This is a genomic window from Streptomyces sp. DSM 40750, assembly GCF_024612035.1.
Classification (GTDB): Bacteria; Actinomycetota; Actinomycetes; order Streptomycetales; family Streptomycetaceae; genus Streptomyces.
In genome coordinates, this window is record NZ_CP102513.1 from 6,059,632 (window position 1) to 6,083,299 (window position 23,668).

General features: G+C 73.3%; 10 protein-coding genes. 3 read left to right on the top strand and 7 right to left on the bottom strand.

Annotated features, from left to right (window positions below; translation table 11 throughout):
- Positions 1 to 55 precede the first annotated feature (55 nt).
- Positions 56 to 679, top strand: a complete 624-nt coding sequence (locus JIX55_RS27160; protein WP_257565879.1) for a hypothetical protein — start codon at positions 56 to 58, stop codon at positions 677 to 679.
- A gap of 203 nt (positions 680 to 882) precedes the next feature.
- On the opposite strand, the gene JIX55_RS27165 is transcribed toward JIX55_RS27160, so the two are convergent.
- Entirely contained in the window at positions 883 to 1,035 is a 153-nt protein-coding gene (locus JIX55_RS27165) for a hypothetical protein (protein WP_257565880.1), read from the bottom strand.
- A gap of 41 nt (positions 1,036 to 1,076) precedes the next feature.
- Complete coding sequence (locus JIX55_RS27170) at positions 1,077 to 1,964, bottom strand: PhzF family phenazine biosynthesis protein (protein WP_257569498.1); 888 nt, start codon at positions 1,962 to 1,964, stop codon at positions 1,077 to 1,079.
- A 122-nt stretch (positions 1,965 to 2,086) separates the two neighbouring features.
- Here JIX55_RS27170 and JIX55_RS27175 point away from each other — a divergent pair, with 122 nt between their 5' ends.
- The gene (locus JIX55_RS27175) at positions 2,087 to 2,983 is read left to right on the top strand and encodes a LysR family transcriptional regulator (protein WP_257565881.1); all 897 of its coding nucleotides are present in this window, start codon (positions 2,087 to 2,089) and stop codon (positions 2,981 to 2,983) included.
- Between the two features lie 17 nt (positions 2,984 to 3,000).
- Here the strand turns inward: JIX55_RS27175 and JIX55_RS27180 are convergent, their stop codons facing one another.
- Entirely contained in the window at positions 3,001 to 15,714 is a 12,714-nt protein-coding gene (locus JIX55_RS27180) for a non-ribosomal peptide synthetase/type I polyketide synthase (protein WP_257565882.1), read from the bottom strand.
- Between the two features lie 140 nt (positions 15,715 to 15,854).
- On the opposite strand from JIX55_RS27180, the gene JIX55_RS27185 reads away from it, so the two are divergent.
- Positions 15,855 to 16,658, top strand: a complete 804-nt coding sequence (locus JIX55_RS27185) for a HEAT repeat domain-containing protein (protein WP_257565883.1) — start codon at positions 15,855 to 15,857, stop codon at positions 16,656 to 16,658.
- A gap of 116 nt (positions 16,659 to 16,774) precedes the next feature.
- Here JIX55_RS27185 and JIX55_RS27190 read toward each other — a convergent pair whose 3' ends face one another.
- The 4 genes from JIX55_RS27190 to JIX55_RS27205 all read right to left on the bottom strand — a co-directional run bounded on the left by JIX55_RS27190 (position 16,775) and on the right by JIX55_RS27205 (position 23,606).
- Entirely contained in the window at positions 16,775 to 17,389 is a 615-nt protein-coding gene (locus JIX55_RS27190) for a helix-turn-helix transcriptional regulator (RefSeq protein WP_257565884.1), read from the bottom strand.
- Positions 17,390 to 17,498: 109 nt separating this feature from the next.
- A complete protein-coding gene (locus tag JIX55_RS27195; RefSeq protein WP_257565885.1) occupies positions 17,499 to 18,707 on the bottom strand; it encodes a S8 family peptidase in 1,209 nt (402 codons plus the stop codon).
- 161 nt (positions 18,708 to 18,868) lie between these two features.
- A complete protein-coding gene (locus tag JIX55_RS27200; RefSeq protein WP_257565886.1) occupies positions 18,869 to 22,363 on the bottom strand; it encodes a right-handed parallel beta-helix repeat-containing protein in 3,495 nt (1,164 codons plus the stop codon).
- 121 nt (positions 22,364 to 22,484) lie between these two features.
- Entirely contained in the window at positions 22,485 to 23,606 is a 1,122-nt protein-coding gene (locus JIX55_RS27205; protein WP_257565887.1) for an RICIN domain-containing protein, read from the bottom strand.
- Positions 23,607 to 23,668: the final 62 nt, after the last annotated feature.

A 23,668-nucleotide genomic window follows, 5' to 3' on the forward strand; every position in this document is an offset into this window, starting at 1 on the left:
CGACCACCAACCACCAACCACCAACACCAACCGTCCGAGCCACCGGGAGCGCCCCATGTCCTCACCCTTCACCGCATCGACATTTCGCGCCGGCGCCCTGTGCGGGGTGCTGTCCGGCCTGCTGATCGCCCTGCCCGGCCTGGTCGAGGCGTTCACCGGAGAGACCTCGGCAACCAGCGTGCCGCTCGCCCTCGCCCCCGCGTTCGCCCTGCCGCTGCTCACCGCGCTGCATCTGCGCCAGGGACCGGCTGCCGGGAGCCTCGGGAAGATCGCCGCAACCATGAACCTCATCGGCCTCGGACTGTTCGGCGGTGCCGCGTTCGCGTCGAACCTGGTGCTCTTCTACTTGGACGAGGACGTCGTCGACGAGACCCTGACCGGCCCCACCGTCCCCGCGCTCATCGGTTCCGCGGCTGTCTTCGCCGTGGGCTGCGCCCTGTTCGGGGCGGCCATGATCCGCGCCCGGGTCTTCCCGAGGGTCCCGTCGTGGGGGTACGCCGTGATTCTGCCGCTGTTCGCGTTCCTGACCGCACTGCCCGACTCCCCGCTCACCAGCGCGCTGCACGTCCTGGTCGGCGTCATCCTGGTGTGGCTCTCGGCCGCACTGTGGCGCATGGCCCCAGGCGTCGAGCAGCACACCACGGATCCGAACCGGACGCCGGCCGTCAGCGCGGGCTGAGGGCCCCTGGATCCTTGGCGTACACGGGTGAACGGGCCCTCGGAGCGGTTGTGCCGGTCCGAGGGCCTCACCTCGTCGGGTCAGTACAGGCGATCCAGGCGTTGGCCTCTGCTCTCCGCGACGCGGAGGGCGTCACCGAGAGCCTCGGTCAATCGCTCGGCGCCCCATGACCGCCGGTTGCGGCCCTTCGATGCCCGCGTCCATCAGGCGACCTCCATCCTGTGGATCCAGTACGGGCCCGGCATGTCCAACTCCAGGGCGGCCATGGCCAGTTCGCGGCGTCGATGGCGTTGTTCGTCGGCGGTGACGTATGGGCGTACGGCCACGGTTGCGGCGCCGTCGAGCGGGGTGTTCACGTCAAGGCCGGTACGGGCTGCGGTGGTGGGGAGGGACAGGGCTACGCGATCGGAACCGCCTGGCCGGTGACCCGGGTGCGGGGGTCCTCCGGGGACACGTCGATCCGCAGGTCGCTGGGGCGGCCCATGTCCTCGCCCTGGCGGATCGTGAGGGTGGCCGGGGCGGTGACCAGGCCGAGAGTGCGGAGGTAGCCGCCGAAGGCCGCTGCCGCAGCGCCCGTCGCCGGGTCCTCCACGACACCGCCCACGGGGAACGGGTCCCGGGCGTGGAAGTGGTCCGGGGACTCGCGCCACACCAGGTGGACGGTCGTCCAGTCGTGTCGCCGCATCACCTCGGCGAGGCCGTCGAAGTCGTAGTCCAGGTCCGCGAGACGTGCGCGGGAGGCGGCGGCCAGTACCAGGTGGTCGTTGCCGGCGAAGGCCACATGCGGCGGGAGTTCCGGGTCGAGGTCGTCGGGAGACCAGCCGAGGGTCTTCAGGGCCGCGTCCAGTTCCAGGGCCGTGGCGGGGCGGGAGCGGGCCGGCACGCTGGTGAGGGTGGCCCGTGCCGTGCCGTCGGCGGAGTCGACCGTGGTGGCGACCGGGATCTCGCCGGCGGGGGTGTCGAGGACGATCTCGCCGGGGCCCAGCCGCTCGGCGAGCGCCACGGCCAGGGCGACGGTCGCGTGCCCGCAGAAGGCCACCTCGGCGAGCGGGCTGAAGTAGCGCACCCGGAACCGGCGCGCGGTCTCGTCGGCGGCGGTGACGAAGGCGGTCTCGGAGTAGCCCACCTCGGCGGCGATCGCGAGCATCGCCGCGTCGTCGAGGCCGGAGGCGTCGAGCACCACCCCGGCCGGGTTGCCGCCCGTCGGATCGTGGGTGAAGGACGAGTAGCGCAGGGTCTCGGGGCGCGGCGTCCCGGTCGGCGGCTCGGGGTGCTCCTGGTCCATGGGGCCTGTTCCGTTCGTGTCGTTGGTCATGGCTCCAAGCTGTCATCGCATTGCCATCGAGTCCAACGATTGGTTTTGATGCGGGTAATCGGACTTATCGATGGCCGACGTAGGCTGGCGCCGTGGACACCCGACTGCTGCGCACCTTCACCACCCTCGCCCGGACCGGTGGTTTCACCACCGCCGCCGCCGAGCTGCATCTCGCCCAGTCCACGGTCACCGTGCACATCCGCGCCCTGGAGCGGGAGTTGGGCACCCGGCTCTTCGACCGGCTGCCCACGGGCACGCTGCTCACCGAGTCGGGCCGGCGTCTGCTGGAAGGGGCCGAGGAGGTCCTCGACGCCGTGGAACGGCTGCGGGCCGGTGGCGCGGAGGGCGACGGAGACGGTGTCGTACGGGGGCGGGTGAGGGTCGGCACCCCGGAGTCCCTGTGCGCGACCAGGCTGCCAGGCGTGATCGCGGCCCTGCGCACCCTCCATCCCGAGGTGGACGTCGACCTGTACGCGGCCGGTACGGCGGAGTGTGTCGAGGGGCTGCGGGCCGGGCGCATGGATCTGGCGCTGCTGCTGGAGGGCGAGGCCGACTTTCCGGATGTGACGGCCGAGCCGGTCGCGCGCGAGCCGCTCGCCCTCGTGTGCGCTCCCCACCATCCGCTTGCGGCGCGTTCGCGAGCGGCAACCTGGGCGCAGCTGGCCACGGAGACCTTCTTCCTGCTGGAGCAGGGGTGTTCGTACAGTGACGAGTTGGAGCGGCGGCTCCTCGCCGTGCCCGGGTCCGGGCCTCGGCTGACCCGGTTCGGCAGCGTGGACGCGGCACGGTCCTGCGTCGCCGCCGGTCTGGGGCTGACGCTGCTGCCGCTGACGACTGTGGAGGAGTACCTGGGGCAGGGGCGGCTGGCGAGGGTTCGAGGGCCGCGCTTCGCCGATGTCCCCGTGCGGCTGGCCCGGCATCGCAGACGATGGACGGCACCGGCGGCGGAGGCGTTCGCACGGGAACTGGTACGGCAGTTGGGCGCCTGAAGAGGAGTCCCGCCACCTCAGGCGGACGGCGGCGGGGGCAGGGTCGCGAGGGCCTCCGGTGGGATGGCGTGGTCGAGGAGGTGGAGGGGGGCCGGGCGCACTCCGGCGGCTTCGGCGGCGTCCCAGTGGGCGAGGGCGCGGGGGAGGTCGACGAGGCCGTGGATCAGGGGCAGTTCCGTACCGGAGTTCGTACCGGAGGCCGGGGCGGTGAGGTGGGCGTGGAGGAGGGACTCCAGGCGGCAGGAGGCCAGGGTGCCCGGGAGGTGGTGCTGGGTGCGGGCGGTGGCCTGGCCGGTGCGGGCGAGGGCCGGGAGGTCCGGTGACAGGTGCGTCTCGGTGGGGTGCAGGGCCAGCAGGCCGCCTCCGACGATCAGTACGTCCTGCCGGTGCTTCATACGGTCCAGCGCACGCGTGGTGTCGAAACAGTGCGGGAAGGAGTCGTCCACGACGATCGTGCCGGGCCGTAGCCGGTCGACGTCCAGGAGGGTCGTCGGGCCGCCGCTGACGCCGCTCACCGCTGTGACGATGACGTCGGCTGTCTCGTAGACCTCGGCGGGGAGGGTCCGGGCGTCGGTCGACTCGACCACCTGGACGGCCGTCGTGGGGTGGTCGGCCGACAGTTCCGTGGCGAGGTGGTGGAGGCGGGGGGCGCTGCCCGGCAGGTCGCAGAGGAGGAGTCGGGCCGGTGGGTGGGGGCTGCGGGCCAGGAGCAGGCGTAGCGATGACGTGCCGATCGAACCGCAGCCGACGACGGCGAGGGTGAGTTCGGCGAGGTCGCGGTTGGTCGCCGTGAGTGCCGTGCGGACGGTTTTGACCACGGCGACGGTCGTGGCCGCGTGCCCGGTGGTGAGGGTCGTGGGCGTTGCCGAGGTCTCCCGGAGGACGTCGTAGCCGTAGCCCGTGAGGGACGGGATCACGCCGGCCAGTGAGACGCAGCGGGCGCCGAGGGATGCGGCTTGTTCCACCGCTCGCGCTGTGTGGGTGGGGAGGTCCCCGGTGGGCAGCGGGCCCGTCAGCTCGTCGGCGAAGAGCGGGAGCGAGAGGAAGCCGGATCTGCCCAGGGGGGTGGTGATGCTCTCCAGGAGTCTGGCCCTGCCGTCCGGGAAGAGGAGGGCGCGGATCTGTTCGCGGCTGGGGGCCGCGTGCGGGGGGAGACCGGCGAAGGCGGCCAGGTGGTGAGGGGCGGGGAGGTAGCCGATGAGGGCGGCGTCGAGGGGAGGGGTGGAGGTGGGGGTGGGGGTAAGGGTTGGGGTGGAGATGTCGTTGTGGGGGGCGGCTTTGAGCTGGTTGTGCAACTCCCCTGTGAAGTAGGTGAGTTCGTCGGCCGTGAGGGCGGTCGCCGATGCGCGGGCGGTGATGCGTAGGCCTTCGCCGGTCGAGGACGGGCGTACCGCCAGGAAGACGTCTGTGCCGACTGGTGGCGGGGCGAGCGCGGTGTCGGTGTCGTCGGCGTGGAGGGTCAGGGTGGTGTCGGGGGGTGTGGGTGTGCCGAGGGAGGTGAAGTCGAGGAACGTGAAGAAGAACTGGGCGGTACGGGGGAGTCCTTGGGGCGTACGGAGGTTCAGGGGGCCGGTGGTGCGGGCCGCGATCGTTTCGGCGGCGATCCGGCGGAGGTCCTCGTCGAAGTCGGGGGCTGCGAGTGGGCCGTGGGATGTGGGCGCCGGGCGTAGCGCCACCGCCTCGGCGAACGGGCCGAAGACGCGGTGTGCGTCCGGTGTGGTCTCGTCGCGGCCGGTTACCGCCAGGCCGAGGACCAGGTCGCGGTGGCCGGTGAGGGTGGTGAGGGCGCGGTAGTACGCGGTGAGGAGGGGGGCGTAGAGGGTGGTGCCGGCGGTCTGCGCGAGGCGGCGCAGGGCGTGGGTGTGGCCGGCGTCGAGGGTGAAGGTGGCGGTGTGGAAGGCGGGGGTGGTGCCGCCGGGGTGGGGTGCCCGTAGGACGGGTGGGGTGTAGGGGGTGTGGTGGCGGGCGCGGTATTCCTCGCTTTCCTCGGTCCGCGGGTTCGGTGCCTGCGGGTCCGGTGCCTGGGGGGTCGTGGGCTGGTGGTGCGTGGTCCGGTGGAGGACGTGGTCGCGGAAGGTGGAGTGCAGGGGCTCCAGGCCGTGGGGCAGGCCGCGTTCGAAACGGCCGTACACGGTGAGGAGTTCGCGGGTGAGTAGCGCCGCGCTGTAGCCGTCGCCGATGAGGTGGTGGGCGTGGACGAGGAGTACGTGCTCGTCGGGGGCGACGGTGAACAGGCGCAGGCGCAGCAGGGGCCAGGCCCAGGGTTCGAAACGGCGGCTCGCCTCCTCGGCGACCCGTTCCTCCAGCAGGGCGGGGTGGGAGAGGGTTTCCGTCTCTACGGGGAGTCGTAGCGAGGCGGGGAGTTCCTGTTGCACGGGTGGACGGGCGCCGGCCGGGAAGACCGTGCGGAGCATGGCGTGTCGGGCCATCAGGACGTCGACGGAGCGTTGGAACAGGTCGGGGTTCAGGGGGCCGTGGATACGGAAGCGGGCCAGCCAGGCGGGGTTGGCGCCGGGGGTGCCGGAAGCGCCGGGAGTGCGGTGAGTGCCGGATGTGAGGGCGTCGGCGAGGAGGAAGCCCTGTTGGGAGGGGGTGAGGGGGTAGGGGGTGAGGGGGGTGAGAGGGGTGAGGGCGGGTTCGGTCTGTCGGGTATCGGCCGGGGGCGTGGTGGCGGGGGTCGCGTCGATGGCTGCCGCCAGGGCGGTCAGTGTGCGGTGTGTGTAGACGGCGGTCGGGCGTGGCAGTGCGGGGCGGTCGTGGCGTAGACGGGAGAACAGTTCCAGCACGGTGATGGAGTCTCCGCCGAGGGTGAAGAAGTCGTCCTCCTGGTGGATTTCGGGCTCCGGCACTTCCAGCAGTGCGGCCCAGGCGCGTGCCAGCAGGCGTTCGGTGGGGGTGGTGGGAGGGGTGCGCGGGTGCCCGTGCTGGGGCTCGGCGTCAGTGTGCGTGTCCGCCGTGGTTTCGCTTCGGGGCGCGAGCCGGTTGCGGTCGATCTTGCCGGTGCCGGTCAGGGGGAGTGCCGGGAGGGAGTGGATGCGGGCGGGGAGCATGTACGGGGGCAGGGTGCGGGAGAGGAAGGCGCGCACTTCGCGGGGGTCGAGGGTGGATGTGGGGGTCCGGGGCTCGACGTATGCCACGAGTCGTCCGTCGCGCAGCAGTACGGCCGCGCGGGCCAGGCCCGGGTGGGTGAGCAGGGCGGCCTCGACCTCGCCGAGTTCCACGCGGTGGCCGCGGACCTTGACCTGGTCGTCGAGTCGGCCCAGGAACTCCAGCACCCCGTCGGCCGTACGGCGGACGCGGTCGCCGCTGCGGTACCAGCGGCGGCCGTCCCGTTCGGTGAAGGCGGCGGCGGTGAGGTGGGGGTCGCCCAGATAGCCGGGGGTGAGGCCGGTTCCGGCGATGAGGAGTTCGCCGGATTCGCCGGGGGCGCAGGGGTGTCCGTCCTCGCCGACCACGGTCAGTTCGGTGCCGGTGATCGGGCGGCCGATGGGGAGGTGGCGTACGTCGTCGGCCGGGCGGGTGTCGATGATGTGGCAGGTGGCGTTGATGGTGGCCTCGGTGGGGCCGTAGAGGTTGGCGATCCGGTGGTGGCCGGGGCCGGGGCCGGTGGCGGTGACTGTGTCCAGTAGGTCGAACCAGCGGCGTACGTGGGCCGCGGGCAGTGCTTCGCCGCCGACGTGGACCCAGCGCAGTGCGGAGAGGTCGGGGGCCGTGCCGTTCTGCCGGGTGCGTTCCTCGGCGGCGGTCAGCAGGCGTTCCCACAGGGTCGGTACCGAGCTCCACACCGTGATGCGGTCCGCCACTACGCGGTCCAGCAGCGCCTCGGGGTCCCGCAGCAGGTCCCGGGAGAGGGTGTGCACCGTGGCGCCGACCAGCAGCGGGGCCAGCAACTGCCGTACGGAGGCGTCGAAACAGACCGACGCGGTCTGGGCCAGCCGGTCGTCCGGGCCGTAACCGAAGGTGGCCAGTGACCAGTCGAGGTAGTTCGTCATCGAGTGGTGGGTGATGGGGACGGCTTTGGGGCGGCCCGTCGAGCCGGAGGTGAAGATGACGTAGGCGATGGCTTGGGGGTGGGGGATGGGTGTGTCTTTGTCACCGGTGCCGGCGGTCGGTGGGACGTCGGCCGGTTCGGCCACGGTGACCGGTTCGGCCACGGTGACCGGGGTGATGCCGTCCAGACCCGCGGCGGCTTCGTGGGTCGCCCTGTCGCAGACCAGTACGCGCACTCCCGTACGGGACAGCTGATCCCGGTGCCGGGCGGTGGGGTGGGTGGCGTCCAGCGGTACCCAGCCGGCGCCCGCGCGCAGGATGCCGACGACTCCGGTGAGCGTGTCCGTGCCGCCCGGTTCGGTGAGGAGTCCCACCAGGTCGCCGGAGCGTACGCCGTGGGCGCGCAGGCGGGCGGCGAGGGCGGCGGAGGCGGTGTCGAGGGCCGCGTAGGTGAGCGTGGTTCGGCCGGTGTCGACGGCGATGGAGTGGGGGGTGGCGCGGAACTGAGCGTGCAGGCGGCTCACGATTCCGCCGGTGGCCGCTACGGCGGTCGACGGTGCCTCCCGCGTGGTCGTTTCCACGGCGGTCGCCGTGGCGGGCAGGGCGCTCGTCGGCCCCGCCAAGTGCATGACGGCCGCGCGCAGTTCGGCGACGTACTCGTCGGCGAGGCGGCGGACGGTCTCGGGGCGGAACAGGTGGGCCGGGTGGTTCCAGGACAGGCGCAGACTCGCGTCGGCCTCCCAGCAGAGGAGGCCCAGGCGGGTGGCGGCGGAGGCGGTGGCGGCGGCCGTCGGGGTGACGGTGACCGGCCAGTCGGGGCCGTGGACCACCGGGAAGCGGGCGAAACTGAACCCCGCCTCGGCCGCCGTGCGCGGCGCCGGGCCGGTGGTGGGGCGCACCTCGGACAGCAGTCGGGCGAAGTCGGCGCTGCTCAGGGTCGCGTGGGCCTCGGCCTCCCGCCAGATCCCGCGCAGCCGGTCGGCGAGCGCGGTGACCGGTTCGTCGGGGTCGACGTTCACGAACACCGGCAGGGTGTCGGCCAGCGGCCCCACCAGACGGTCGATGCCGGCGATCGGCAGCTCACGCCTGGCCCGCGCCACGTTGACCGCCACGGCCCGCCGTCCGCTCCACCGCGCCAGACAACGGCCGTACACCGCCAGCAGCAGGTGGAACAACGAGACCCCGTGCCGCGCGGCCGTCTCGCGGAGCGCGGCGGTCAGCGCCTCGTCGATGCCGGTGCGGTGGTGGGTGAGGGGTGGGGTGGGGGGTGCTTCGGGGTCGCCGTCGTACGGCAGGGAGGGGTGCGCGGTGGCGGTGGTGTGTTCGGCCAGGCGGTCGCGCCAGTACTGCTGGTCGTTGGCGTACGCCAGGGACTGGCGTTCGGCGGTCACGGCGGTCGCGTAGTCGGCGAACTCGGCCTGGGAAGCCTCGAGTTCGGGGTTCTCGTCCCCTCGGGTCAGGGCCGTGTAGAGCGACCACAGTTCCTCGGCGAGGAGCTTGAGGCTGTAGCCGTCGGCGGCGGCGTGGTGGACGACCAGGAGCAGGTGGGCGAGGTGGGCGTCCTCATGGTCGTGGACGAGGACGGCTCGTACCGGGTCCTCCGTCGTCAGGTCGAACGGGCGGTTGCACAGGTCCTGTTCGAGTTGGCGCAGATCGCGCGGATCGTGGGAGTCGCCGGCCTCGTACCAGCGAGGTGCCGCGTCCACGGGCCCGGCGGGTGCGGCGTACTGGCGGGGCCGTGCGCCGTCGTCGCCGGTGATCCGCAGGCGCAGCATGGGGTGGCGGGCGGCGAGGTGGGCGAGGGCCCGGCCGAGGAGGGCGGTGTCCAGGGGGCCGCTGATGCTCTGGCGTACGTAGCCGTAGGCGGTGATGCCCTCGTGGAGGGTTTCGGTGGTGTGGAAGGCGAGTTGGAGGGGGGTGAGGGGGAGGGGGCGGTCTTCGGGTGTGGGTGTCGGCGAGGGGGCGTACGGGGTGGGGGTCGGCCCCTGCGTCGGCTCTGGCGTCGGCCCTGGCGTCGGCGGGGTGGTCGTGGCCAGGTGAGCGGCCAGTTCGCCGATCGTGCGGTATTCGAAGAGGAGGGTGGCGGGGAGGGGCAGGCCGAGTTCGCGTTCGAGGCGGCGGGCGAGGTCGACGGCGCTGAGGGAGTCCAGGCCGAGGGTGAGGAACTGTTCGTCGTCGCCGATGTCCTGCGGGGCGCGGTGCAGCGCGTCGGCCAGGAGGCGGCGTATGACGGTGGTGACTTGGGACGCCCGGGTCAGGTCCTGCCGTTGAACGGACCTCTGCGGGTGGGGTGTCGTGGGAACGGGTGCGGTGGAGTCGGTTTCCGTGGGAACGGGCGACGCGGGGGCCGCGACGCCCGCGCCTGCCACCAGTACGTGCGCCGCGTCCAGGGCGATCGCCGCGTGCAGGCCTGCGAGGGCGGCCCGTGCGGTCATGGGGGCGAGGCCGTGTGACCGGAGACGGGTCTGTGTGCCGAGGCCGAGCCCCGGAGTGTTTCCTGGTGCGGTCCCGCCGGCCAGGCCCGTGCCGGTGACGGGGCCGAAGGCGATCGTCTGCCAGGGGCGGCCCGCGGCGCGTTCGGCGGTGGCGAAGGCGTCGAGGAAGGAGTTGGCGGCGGCGTAGTCGCCGAGGGCTCCGGCCAGGCCGGGCAGTACGGCGGAGACGGAGGAGAAGGCGACGCGGACGGCGCCCTCCTGGCCGTGCCGCCGCAGGGCCTCGGCCAGCAGCGTCGTGCCGCGCACCTTGGCGGCGAGCACGCCCTCGATCTCGTCGTCCGGCTTGCCGCGCAGGCTGCCGGGGCGGGCCGTACCGGCCGCGTGGAACACCGCGTCCAGGGGTGGCAGTCCCGCGATGAGTTCGTCGACCTCGGCCGCGTCGGTGACGTCTGCCGCCTGGTAGCGGACGCGGGCGCCGAGGGCGCGCAGTTCGGTGAGCAGGGCGCGGGGTGGGGTGGTGGTGCGGCCGGTGAGGACGAGGGTCGGGGTGCCGCGTTCCGCGAGGTCGCGGGCGAGGGCGGAGCCGAGGCCGCCCGCGCCGCCGGTGATCAGGTAGGTGCCGTTCGGGGGGAGGGTGGTCGGGGGCTTCGGGGTGCGGGGGGCCACGGCCCCGGGGGCGACCTCGGCCCTGCCCTCGGCCCCGGTCATCGTCCCGGCCTCGTTCGCGGGTACGGCCGTACGGGTGAGTCGGCGGCCCGTCCGCCAGGCGACGGTACCGCCCGCGCCGGTGCCGGGTGGGGTGGTGGCGGGTGGGGTGGTGGCGTTCGACTCGCCTTGCAACTCGCTCCACAACTCGCTTCTCAGCGCGCCGAGTTGGGCGTCCAGTGTGTCCTGGGTCGTCAGGTCGATGCTCAGCGAGGAGAGGCCCGGATGTTCCTCGGGGAGGGCGAGGGCGAAGCCGTGCAGGAGCGCCTGTGCGGGGCGGGGGCGGACGGGGGAGTCGGCGATGCCGGTGCTGTACGCGTCCTCGGTGACGAGCAGCAGGCGGGTGGCGGTCGTGCCGAGCCCGAGCGACGGCAGTACCTCGCGCAAGGCGGAGACGGCCGCGCCGGTCTCCGACTCCGCCCCCGTGGTGTCACCGGCGAACCACAGCACGGTCTCCGGGGCGGCCGTCGGCGAGGCCTCGTCCTGCCGCAGCACGGTCACGTCGTCTGCGGTGAGCCGGTCGGTGAAGGCCCGCCGGAGGGGTGTGTCGGCGCCGGTCAGACGTACGACATCGGGGCCGGGGGCGGCGGTCAGCGGGGCGTCGCACCAGAGGAGGGGCTGCGGCGGGGCGGGTATGTCGTGGGGGGCGGAGGGCGTCGTACCGGACCCGGGTGCCGTGTCGAGTAGCTCCGGCCAGTGGTGGCGGCGCTGGAACGGGTACGTGGGGACCGGCACCCGTCGCCGTGCCGTGCTCCGGGCCGGAGACGCCGGAGACGCCGGAGACGCCGGAGACGACGGGGAGGGCGGGGAGAGCGGGGAGCCACGGGTCCAGAGCCGACCCACTGTCTCAAGCAGCGCCCCGGCACCCACCCCCGATCCCGATCCTGATGCCGATCCTGATGCCGATGTCGCCAGCGCCGGCAGGACCTGCACCTCAGAGGGCGCGACGCCGGAATGCGCGGCCGCCACGGCGTGGATCGGGCCGGAGAGGGAGTCGCCGGGGCCCAGTTCGACGAAGGTGTCGTAGCCCTCGTCGAGGAGGCGGGTGACAGCGGCGCCGAAGAGGACGGGGCGGATGGCGTGATCGCGCCAATAGCCGGAACCGGAACCGGAACCGGACCCGGAGGTGGGGGTCAGGTCGGGGTTCCACTCGCCGGTGACGGTGCTCAGCATCGGCACGGTGGCGGGGTGGACGGTCAGGGCCTTCGCGGCGTTGTGGAGGGGGTCGAGGACGGGGTTCAGCAGGGGGGAGTGGAAGGCGTGCGAGACGCGGAGGCGGCGGGCGGCCACGCCACGGGCGGTGAGGGTGGCCACCGCGCGGTCGACGGCCTCCGGCGCGCCCGCCAGCACCACCTGTGCCGGTGAGTTGACGGCGGCCACGGAGAGCGTGCCGTCGGCCTGGGCGAGTACGGCGGCGACGGTGTCCTCGTCTCCCCGTACGGCCGCCATGGCACCCGGCGCGGCGAGCCCGCCCACCAGGCGCCCGCGTTCGGCGGCGAAACCGACCGCCTCGGCCAGGGGCAGGGCCCCGGCGACGCACGCGGCGGTGATCTCGCCGACGCTGTGCCCCACGACCGCGTCCGGCGCCACACCCCACGCGGCCAGCTGCCCGGCCAGCGCCACCCCGAACGCGACCAGCAGCGGCTGCGTCACCTCCGTCCGGGCCAGGGCCGCCGGGTCGGCGTCCTCGTCCAGACACCAGGCGGCCAGGGTGCGGCCGAGGACCGGCCCGGTGAGCGAGGACGCCTCGTCGAGGACCTCACGGAACACGGGTGCCGAGCGGTACAACTCCCGTCCGAGACCGGGCCGTTGGGAGCCCTGGCCAGGCAGTACGAACACCGTGCGCGGCCGGGAGCCCCGTACGGCCTCCGGCGCCGCGCTCGCGGAACCCAGCCGCCCGGCCGCTTCGAGCCGCTCCGCGAGGTCCCCATCCGCCACGACGGCCAGCCGGTACGGCCCCTCGTCGCGGGCGGTGTTGACGGTGGCGCACACGTCGCCCTCGTCCAGTCCGGGGTGGGCCCGCAGATGCGCGGCCAACTCGACGGCGGCGACGCGCAGCGCGTCACCGGTGCGGGCGGAGAGGGTCAGGAGGTGCGGGCCGTCGGAGGTCCGGGGTGCCTTGTCGGCCGGGGGTGTCGCGATCGTGCCTGCGGGTGTGGGCGTGAGAGCGGGAGTGGGCGTGGGTCTGGCCGTCACGGCGGGCGTGGCCCCGACCGCTCCCCTCGGCGCCTCCTCCAGCACCGCGTGTGCGTTGGTGCCGCCGAAGCCGAAGGAGTTGACGCCCGCGATCAGCGGGCGGCCCTCCGCCTCGGTCCATTCCTCGTCCTCGGTGACCAGGCGGAAGCCGGGGGCGACGCGTTCGAGGAAGGGGGCGGGTGGGGTGGTGTGGAGGGTCGGCGGGAGCCGGCGGTGGGAGAGGGCGAGGACGACCTTGACGAGGGCGGGCATGCCGGCCGCGTTGAGGAGGTGCCCCAGGTTCGACTTGACCGAGCCGAGCCGGCGCGGGACCCCGTCGGCGCGGGGCGGGAACGCCTGCCCCAGCGACTGCGCCTCGACGGGGTCACCGATCGGCGTGCCCGTGCCGTGCGCCTCGACGTACGACACGTCGGCAGGGTCGACGCCGCACTCCTCGTACGCCCGGCCGATCACCTCGCGCTGGCCGCGCGGGGTGGGGGCGAGGAGGCCGAGCGAGCGGCCGTCGTTGTTCACCGCCGTACCGCGTACGAGTGCGAGGACCGGGTCGTCGGCGGTGCGGGCGTCGTCGAGGCGGGCGAGGACGATCGCCGCGCCGCCCTCTCCCGGTACGAAACCGTCGGCGTCGGCACCGAACGCCCGGCAGCGGCCCGTCGGGGACAGCGCGCCCGTCGCTTCGAGGAGGCGGTGGCCGGTCGGGGTCAGGCCGAGGTTGACGCCGCCGACCACGGCGAGGTCGCACTCGCCGGACAGCAGGCTGCGCCGGGCCAGGTGCAGGGCGACCAGCGCGGAGGAGCAGGCCGTGTCGACGGCGAGGGCCGGGCCGTTCAGGTCCAGTATCTGGGAGAGGCGGGCGGCGATCAGGTTGGGGAGGTTGCCGGTGAGCGCGGCCTGGTGGCGGGCGAGATCTCCGTCGGCGGCCTCGGCCAGGATCTCGCGGTACCCGCTGTCCCCGGTGGCCGCGAACACCCCGACCCTGCGGCCGGCCCGACGGGGTCCCGCGTACCCGGCACGCTCCAGCGCCTCATGGGCCAGCTCAAGGAAGATCCGCGCCTGCGGGTCGGTCGCCCGCGCCTCGGCGTCGTCCATGCGGAAGAAGGCGGCGTCGAAGGACGCGGGGTCGGGGAGAAAGGAGCCGAAGCGGGGGCTCGGCCGCGGCCCCATCCCCCACCGCCCCTCAGGCACGCCACCGACCGTGTCCCCACCGCCGGTGAGCAACTCCCAGAACCCTTCGGGCGTCTCGACCCCCGGAAAACGACAGGCCGCCGAGAGAACCGCGACGGCGGCGATGGGGTCGGCGTTGGGATCGGGGTCGGCCTCGGGGTCGGCCTCGGGGTCGGGATCCGGGACGGGGCCGGCATCAGTTATGAGGTGTATGAGGCGCCCATCCCCACCAGCTCCCGCTTCCTCCAGCAGCCCAAGCACATGCCCCGCCAACCCCGCCACCGTGTCGTGGTCCCGCAGAGCGCCCGGCTCCACCGTCACCGAGAACGCGTCCTCCAACCCGGCGAGCACAGCCATCGCCTTGAGCGAGGACCCGCCGAGGTCGAAGAACCGCTCCCGAAGCCCGACTTCGGACTCGGGCAGCTCCAGAACACGCGCCCAGACCCCGCGTACCGACTCCTGAACCTCACGCAGGGAACGGGGGGCGACCACTCCGGCCCTCGCTCCGGCCTTCACCCCGGCCCTCACCCCCGCCGTCCCCGTCGCCGCACCCGCGACGGCCGCGAAGCGGCCCTCGACGGCCCCGTACCCCCCGGCCTCGAACCGCGTGCGCAGCACCCCCCGTCGCAGCTTCCCGCTGGTGGTACGGGGGAACGCCCCCGGAGGCAGCGGCAGCACACGCACGTCGTCGTGGCCGAGGGCCTCCCGAAGCCGCCCGGCGGCAGCCCGGAGCACCGGTGCGACGGTGGCGGGCTCGGGCCGCGCCCACTGCACGAACGCGACGACCCGCTCGCCCCCGCCGTCCGGATCGGTGGACCCCACGACCGCCACGGCACCCGGCGGCAGCCCCGGCGTCTCGGCGACCGTCTCCTCCAGGTCCGACGCGTGGAACGTACGGGCGTTGACGAACACCACGTCCTTGTGGCGCCCGGTGACGCACAGCCGCCCGTCCCGCAGGAAGCCGAGGTCTCCGGTACGCAGCCAGCCGTCGCCCCCGAACGCGTCCGCGGTCGCACCGGGCGCGCGGTGGTACCCGCGCCCCAACTGCGGCCCGCGCACCTCCACATGCCCGACCCGCGACTCACCCAGCAGGCCCCCGGAATCACCGGTGATCCGGACCTCGCACCCCTCCACCGGCAGCCCCAGGTCCATCAACTCCACCGCGTGCGGCCCGGATTCGGTCTCCGCCACCCGTCCCCGGCTGAGCGCGGCCCGGTCCAGCACCAGCGGTGTCGCGATCTCGCCCAGCGGCGGTACGGTCACCGCGAGGGTGGCCTCGGCCAGGCCGTACACGGGCAGCGGGGCGCGCGGGTCCAGCCCCGCCGGAGCCGTCCGGGCCGTGAACTCCCGCCAGACACGCGGGGCGATGGGCTCCGCGCCGACGAGCATGAGGCGTACGCAACCGAGGTCGAGGCCGGCGAGTGCGGTGGCCGGGACGCGGCGTACCGCGAGGGCGAGCGCGAAGTTCGCGGCCGAGAGGAGGGTCGCGCGGTGGCGGGCGACGGCCTCGAACCACAGCGCCGGGCGCTTGGCGAAGGACAGCGGCTCGATCCGGATCTGCTTCAGGCGCGCGGCCATCGGGACGAGATGCGTGCCGATGAGACCCATGTCGTGGAAGTACGGCATCCAGGTCGCGATCACGTCGTCGGCGGTGATCGCCGTCGCGGCGCGGATCTGGCGGAGGTTGGCGAGGACGCCGGCGTGGGTCAGTTCCACGCCCTTGGGGGTGCCGGTGCTGCCGGAGGAGAACTGGAGGAAGGCGATGTCGTGGGGCGAGGGCTGTGGCAGGTGCCGGGGCGGGCGCCCCTCGCGGAGCGCGTCCAGCCGCAACATCCGTATCTCGACGCCGAGTTGGTCGTCGAGTCGCTCGCTGACGACGGCGGCCGTCGACTCGTCCACCAGCACGGGCGGCCTGCCGAGGAGTTCCCACACCGGGCCGATCCGGCGCGGCTCCGGGGCGAGCGGTACGGGGACGGCTCCCGCCGCCAGCGCGCCCCAGAACATCGGCTGGAAGGCGTCGCCCCGGTCGGCGACCAGCGGCAGCGGGGTGCCCGGTGTCACGCCCGCCGCTATCAGCCCGCCCGCCACGCGCAGTGCGTCGTCCCGGAGTTCGGCGAAGGTGACCGTGTGCTCGCGGCCGTCTCCCCGGACGTGAACGACCGTCTGGCCGGGGGCCTCCGCCGCCGCCCCGAGCAGCACGTCCAGCAGCGTCTCCGCCTCTGTAGCAGCCGCTCCGCCGTTCAAACCTTCATTCGATCTCTCCACCGTGCGGAGATTACAAGTCGGGCTGTACAGAACACCGCCGCCGCCGAACGCCCGCGTGTCCGAGGGGCCGTGTGACCGGCTCCGCCCGGCCGGGACGACAGGGCCTAGCATGCCGAGCCATGGCGATGTTCGTGCACCTCACCTCGGCGGCCAACGCGCCGCGCATCCGGCGCTCCGGAGTCCGCGCGACCGCTCACGGGCAGGGCGGGGCGCGCGGGGCGTACTGCTTCCCCGTGCTGCCGTCGTACACCCTCACCCACCAGTGGCTGCGCGAACTGGGCCGGTTCGGCAGCAGGGGCGGGCTGGTCGCCGTCCATGTGCGGCTGGACGACGCCCAGGAGGTGCTGGTCGGGCGGTACACGGACCGTGCGCGGGGTGCCCAGGCCACGGTCACCGCCGCGGAGGCGGTGCGGCGGATCTCGGGGCTGGCGGACCCGCGGGGGTGGGAGGTGTTCGTGCCCCGGGCGATCCGGCCGCGCGAGGTGCACCGGGTGCGGGCGGCGCCGCAGGTGGTGGGATGGCGGTATCTGCCGGACGCGCACGGCACCCGGCCCTGCACGTGCTTCGGGTGCCGGGTGCGCGGCGGTTACGGTGCGCGGCGCCTGCGCGAACGGCTGCCGCATCCCCTGGACGGTCCGCCGCCGCCCGCCCGCGTGCTCCTCGCCCGGATCGACACGGCCGGCGACCCCGGCGACCCGGTCGCGCTGCGGGAGACCCTGCACTGGTTCGGCATGCGCCGCCGTGGCCCACTCGCCCAGCTCGCCCGCCTCGCCGCCCACCCCGACCCCGGCGTACGGGAGGAACTGGTCTGGGCGGTCTCCGGTTGGTCCACCCCCGGCGTCGGCGAACTGCTGGACCGCCTCGCCGACGATCCGCATCCGGACGTCCGGGAGGCCGTGGAGGCGGTACGCGACTCGTCGTGACGGCGTCGGAACACCGGCATCGTGACGGCGTCGGGGCACTGGCATCGTGACGGCGTCGGCGCACCGGCTCCTGACGCGTCGGCACACTCGGACCGGGACGCGGGACCGGTGACGTGTCAGATGAGGCCGGCACGGATCGCGTACGACACCGCGTGGACACGGTTGCGCAGGCCGAGGCGGGCCATGACGGAGGAGACGATCTTCTTGATGGTGCGCTCGGAGTAGCTCAGCTTGAGGGCGATCTCGGCGAGGTCGAAGCCCTCGGAGACCAGGCGGAGGACGTCGATCTCGCGGGCGCTGAGGCCCGAGGAGGTCAGGCCTCGCGGGCGCAGGACGTCCCGTTGGACGTGGGCGACCTGGTCGAGGAGGCGGCCCTGGACCGTCGGGGGCAGCCACGCCTGCCCGGCCGCCACGCGGACCACGGTCCGTACCAGCGCCGTCGGGTTCGCCTCCGCCCGCCACAGCACGGCCCGTACGCCGCACTCGACGGCGGCGGACGGATCGACGGACCAGCCGGTCCCCACCACCAGCACGAACCGGGCCCGCTCCGGGGCGGGCAGGTCGCGCAGGGTGTCCAGCGTGGTGGCGTCCGCGGTCTCGACCGCCACCAGCACGACGTCGGCCTCCTCCAGTGCCGCCGGCTCCAGTTGCGGCCTGCGGTCCAGGCAGGACTCCAGGCCGAGCTGAGTGAGCGGGTCGGCGGCGTGCACCGCCACACGGGGCTTGCTCATGTCATCGTCCTCACACGGTTGTCGGCCGACCTGTCGGGCCTCCTGCCATGCTTCGATGCGACGACCGGGGAGAAAGTTCGGAGCAGATTCGGGAGAGGGCGGGGTGCGGCTACGGCACGACCCTGAGGAGCCTGTTGGGTGAGCCTGTGCCGATGTTGCGCAACACTCCCGTCGTCGCTCCGTTGACGAGGGCGTTCCGCACGGTCGCGGGGCTCGCGGCGGGGTGGGAGGTGAGGTAGACGGCTGCGGCTCCGGCGACGTGGGGGGTGGCCATCGAGGTGCCGGAGAGCGTGGCCGCGGCGGTGTCGCTGGTGTGCCAGCCGGCCGTGATCGATGATCCGGGGGCGAACAGGTCCAGTACGGAGCCGTAGTTGGAGTAGCCGGCCCGGTAGTCGGTACTGGTGCTGGCGCCGACCGTGATCGCGGCGCCCACGCGGGCCGGAGACGTGGTGGCGGCGTTCGCATTCGAGTTGCCGGCGGCGACGGCATAAGTGATGCCGGATGCGATGGAGTTGTTCACCGCGGTGTCGAGCGCGGTGCTGGCACCCCCGCCGAGCGACATGTTGGCGACCGCGGAACCCACGCGATGCGAGCTGACCCAGTCCACTCCCGCGATGACGCCCGAGGTGGTGCCGGAACCGTTGTTGTCGAGAACGCGTACCGCCACGATCCTGGTGGACTTCGCCGCACCGTACGTGGTGCCGGCGACCGTGGTGGCGACATGGGTGCCGTGTCCGTTGCCGTCCGCGGCCACGTTGTCCCGGTCGATCGCGTCGTACCCGTGCACGGCACGCCCGACGATCTGCTGGTGCGTGATACGCACGCCGGTGTCGATGACGTACACCGTCGCACCGGAGCCGCCAGTGGTCGGGTAGGTGTACGTCCTGCTGAGCGGAAGATTGGCCTGGTCGATCCGGTCCAGTCCCCAAGGGGGGTTGAACTGGGTCGCGTCCAGGCTGAGCTTCTGGTTCTTCTCGACGAACGCGACGGCCGGATCCGTTGCGAGACTCCTGGCTCCGGCCGCACCGACCTGGACGGCGTAGCCGTTGACCGCCGAGTCGTAGGTTCTCTCGACGGTGGCGCCGTACTTTGCCGCGAACCGGTCGCCTTCCTTCGATGCCGCTCTGAATCCGGCGGACCGCTTGAGCAGGACCAGGTAACTGTTGTCGATGCCGTAGGGGGAGCCCTCGTGAAGGACCCTTCCGACGGCCGGAGCCGCTTCGGCGGGCAGGACGGCACTGCTCCCCAGGGCGGCGGTCGCCATGGCCGCGGTGATCGTGGCGATGACCCGGCGCCGGGTGGTGAAGATCTCGCGCATGCTGAAGGGGGCCTTCCTCGGACGGGTGGGTGTCGCTTGCTCCTGCTCTAGCGAGGATTGCGAAAATGCGCGTCCTGGATGCCGTGTTGGTCGTATTTGACCCTTACGAGGGCGTTATTGACCCACTTGGGTGTCTGTGGGATGGTCTATGTGGTCCACTGTCAGACGACCAGGTCCTCCGGGAGCAGCAGGCGCAGTTCGTCCAGGGTCGGGGCGGCCGACGTGCTCAGGCGGAAGGCCTGGCGGGTGACCAGGGACTCGAAGACCTTGCGGGCGTGGCGGGCGTTGCCGAAGGAGCGGTCGCGTTCGACGGTGGCGAAGTGGTCGTGGAGACGGTGCGAGAGGCCGGGGGCGCAGGCGTAGCCGCCGGTCTCGGCCAGGCGTTCGACGATGACGACGAGGTCGTCGGCCGCGTAGTCGGTGAACTCGACACGGTGCGAGAACCGTGAGGACAGGCCCGGGTTGGAGGCCAGGAAGCCGTCCATCTCGTCGGTGTAGCCCGCCACGATCACCACGACGTCGTCGCGGTGGTCCTCCATCAGTTTCACCAGGGTGTCCACGGCCTCCTGGCCGAAGTCCGAACCGCCCCGCTCCGCCGCGCCGGGCGTGAGGGTGTACGCCTCGTCGATGAACAGCACACCGCCGCGGGCCCGGTCGAAGGCGTCGCTGGTCATCTTGGCGGTGTGGCCGATGTACCGGCCCACCAGGTCGGCCCGCGCCACCTCGACCACCTGTCCGCGCGGCAGCACCCCGAGAGCGGCGAGCAGCCGGCCGTAGAGGCGGGCCACCGTCGTCTTGCCGGTGCCGGGAGGGCCGGAGAAGACCGCGTGCTGGCCGATCGAGGGGACCGGCAGGCCGGCGGCCGCGCGGCGGCGGGAGTTGGCGAGCAGGTGGACCAGGGAGGCGACGGTCTGCTTGGCCTCGTCGAGGCCGACCATGGCGTTCAACTCGCCGAGCAGTACGTCCAGTTCGGCGCGGTCCGTCCCGCCGTCGTCCGTACCGGTCGCGGTGCTGCGGATCCCCAGGTCCTCGGGCAGCAGCCGCAGCATGTCCGCCGGGGCCACATCGGTCTCCGCGGCCAGCCGGAACGCCTGGCGGTCCACCATCTCCTCGAAGGTGCGGCGTGCGGTACGGCCGTTGCCGAACGTCTCGTCCCTCGGCAGCTTCTCGAAGTACGTGGCGAGCGCGTCCCCGGTGCCCCGGCCCAGCTCGTACTGGTGCCGTCCGCAGATGTGCTCCACGATCGTGACCAGTTCGTCGGTCGTGTAGTCCGGGAACTCGATCGTGCGGTGGAAACGGGAGGCCAGGCCCGGGTTGGTGGCCAGGAAGCGGCGCATCTCCACCGAGTAGCCGGCGACGATCACCACCGTGTCGTCGCGGTGGTCCTCCATCAGTTTCACCAGGGTGTCCACGGCCTCCCGGCCGAAGTCCGCGCCGCCGCCACCGCCGTCCGACTGCGAGGTGAGGGTGTACGCCTCGTCGATGAACAGCACACCGCCGCGCGCCCGTTCGAAGGCCTCCGTCGTCTTGATCGCCGTACCGCCGATGACCTGGGCGACCAGATCCTGCCGGGCCACCTCCACCAGGTGTCCGTACCGCAGGATGTCCATGTCGGCGAGGATGCCGCCGTAGAGCCGGGCCACGGTGGTCTTGCCGGTGCCGGGGGGCCCGGCGAAGATCATGTGCCGGCTCATCGGCGGGGCCGACATGCCCATCTCGGTACGGCGCCGGGCCATCTGGTTGAGGCTGACGAGGGTCTTCACCTCGTGCTTGACCGAGTCGAGGCCGATGAGGGATTCGAGTTCGGTGAGGGGGGAGGGAGGCTTGGGTTGTCTCCTTTCCCGGGGTCCCCGCTCGTGGGCCGACTGCTCGTGGGCCGCCTGATCGCGCTCGTCCGGGAGCCGCCGGGCGTGCGCCTCCGGTCCGGGTGCATCCGGTCGGTGCGCCTCCCGTCCGTGTGCCTCCCGTCCGTGCGCGTCCCGTCCGTGCGCGTCCGGTCCGGGTGCCGCCGCCGGGGTCGCTTCCGCCACCGAAGCCTGCGCCTCCAGCGCCTCCTCCCCCTGCACGTCCGCGACCCCGTTGGACCTGCTGACCAGCTGCTCCAGGACGGTGTCGTCGCTCCTGACGGTGCGGCGCAGGCCGCTGCGGCCGTTCTCGAAGGCGGCGCAGTTCTTGAGGACGACGCGTTCGGCGGTGTGCAGGAGGATGCCGTCGCCGGTGTTCTCGTACGCCTCGCAGTCGGTGAGGGCGGCCGTGCCCCGGGCGGCGATCATGACCCCGGCGCGGCCGCAGCCGTGGAAACGGGAGCGGGTGGCGGTCACCCGCGCCCCCGCGGCCACGGTGAGGCCGTCGGCGCCGGCGCGGAAGACGTCGCAGTCGCGCAGGGTGGCGGTGGCGGAGCCGGTGACCGCGAAGCCGTTGCCGCCGGGTTCCCGGACGAGTACGGCGCTCAGCAGCGGGCGGGCCAAGTCGGCCAGGCGGACACCGGACTTGCGGACCTCGCCTATCTCGACGTCCTCGTAGCGGCCGCGGGCGGTGCCGGACACCGTGACGCCGTGCCCGTCGCAGTCGGTGAGGGTGGCCCGGCGGAGGAGCGGGTTGGCGTTGTCGTCGACGGCGACCCCGCTGCCGGCCGTGCCGCTGACGTGCAGCCGGTCGAGCTCGGGGGCGGAGTCCTCGGTGAGGTGCGCCCCGTCGTCGGCGCCGCCGCGCACCGTCAGACCGGTCACGCCGGGCGAGGCGTGGCCGCCGACCCACAGCGCGGCGCCCGCCGCGTCCCGCACCTCGCAGTCCTCGTACCGGCCACGCGACTTGTCGCCCAGCCGGAGGCCCTGCTGCCCGGCCCCGGTCACCCGCAGCCTGCGCACCAGGGGCTCGGCGTCGCCGGTCGCGGTGAGCCCGTGCCCGGCCGGGGCCTCCACGGCGCAGTCCTCCACCAGGACGCGGTTGCGGCTCGATATGTGGATGCCGACGCCGCGTACGCCGTGGACGCGGGTGCGCAGGACGCGGGTGGCGCTGTTGTCCTCGAGTGCGATGCCGGGCTTGCCCGTCGCCGAGATGTCGCAGTCCTCGACCGACCCGCGGCCCTCGCCGTTGACGAAGATCCCGTTGCCGGCCGTGTCCCGTACCGTGCACCGGCGGATCAGCGGGTTGCCGCGCTCGCCGATGACGACACCGGACGCCTCCAGGTCCTCCAGCCGGCAGTCCTCGATGACGCTCTCGGCCTCGCTGGTCACCACGATGCCCGCGCCGGCCGGATTGGTGACCCGGCTGTCCCGCATGGCCAGCGCGCCGCTGTTCCGGGCCAGTACGGCGGTCCAGGCGGCGGCGCTGATCTCGCAGTCGTCCAGCTCCAGCTGGCCGTCCGGTACGTCGATGGCGGGCAGTTCCCCGTCGCCGCCCCGGATCACCAGGCCGGTGAGCTTCACCGCCTCGGCGGTCGCGGTCACCGCCGTACCGGACCGGGGAGCCAGCTCCACCGAGCCGCGTCCCTCCGCCGCGACGATCGTCACCACCTCGGTCAGCACCAGCGGGTCGCTGTACCGGCCGGGCGCCACCGTGATCAACGCACCGCTCCGCGCGGCCCGTACGGCCTCCGCGATGTTCGCGTGGCACGCGGGGTCCTCTGGGTCTACGGCCACCAGATGGCGGGTCATGGGGGTCTCCTCTCCGGGCCGGGGGCGCGGTCGTGGTGTGGGGATGGGCGAGGGGGAATGGGTGAGGGGGATTGGAAGGGGGTGATGGGTAAGGGGCGAGGGGTACGGCGCTGATGTGGGCCTACGCGGAGCGGCTCACCCACTTCTGGTGGGCCTGGCCGTTGCAGGACCACAGCTGGAGGCGGGCGCCGTTCGACGCGTTCGCGTCGGTGACGTCGGCGCACTTGTCGGCCGCCGGGTTGACCAGGTCCTCGCTGCCGTTCAGCACCCACTTCTGCCGGTCGCCGCCGGAGCAGGTGGCGAGCTGGATCGGCGATCCGTCGTTGCCCGAGGACCAGGCGGTGGTCAGGCACAGGCCCATCGCGCGTACGGTGCCGTCCGCGTGGAACGCCCACCGCTGGTTCTCCTGCGGGGCGCAGTCCCACATCTGGAGCCGGGTGCCGGGTGTCGCCTTGAAGTCGGTGATGTCGACGCAGCGGCCGTTGAGTTTGCTGACGATGTAGCGAGGCGCCGGGGACTGGGGGGCGGACTGTGTCTTCGCGCCGCCGCTGTTGCTGCCACTGCCACCACTGCCACCACTGCCGTTCTTCGTCGTGTCCGTCTGTGAGGTGTTCTTCTTGTCGTCGTCGTCCGGCTTGTTCGTGCGAGGTGAGGAGGAGGACGCCGGGCCGGCAGTCCCGAGGCTGTAGGGCGCCGCGAACGGGTTCGAGCCGGGCCGGGGGGCCGTCGAGGTGCGCGGCTTCGCCGTGGGGGAGGCCGAGCTCTCCGCGGGGACGGGGACGAAGCCCGGCTGTTCGCCGTCCTGCGGGAGGCTGCCGACCGGTTCGTTCCGGGGAGAGGAGCCCGCCGAGTCGGAGGAGGGCGTGTCATCGGCGAGCGTGGCGATACCGAACGGCGCGGCTATCAGCAGCAGTCCCGCCAGGGCGGCACCGGCCAGGACACCGGGGGAGAGCCGCCCGCTCAGCCCACCGTGGCCGGGGTCGTCGTCCGGCGTCGGGGCGGCGGCCTCGGGGAGCGCTGTCGTCGGGGCGGCGGCCGTGGTGGCCGTGGCGGCAGGGGTGTTCGCGGGTTCGGGAGCCGGGGTCGGCGTGCCGGTGGTGGAGGAGGACGTGGGGGTGGCTGCCGGGGTGGGGGTCGCCGCTGGAGCGGGGGTCTCGGGGGTGGCGGGGCCGACCGGTTCGTGCTGGGCGGCGGGGGCGGAACCGACGCCGTTCTCCGGGGAGTTCGCTGCTCGTTCGCTCATGACGTGGTCTGTCCTTTTCAGCGTCTTACGACGCGGTTCGACGGAGGGTGATCGCGGGGCTC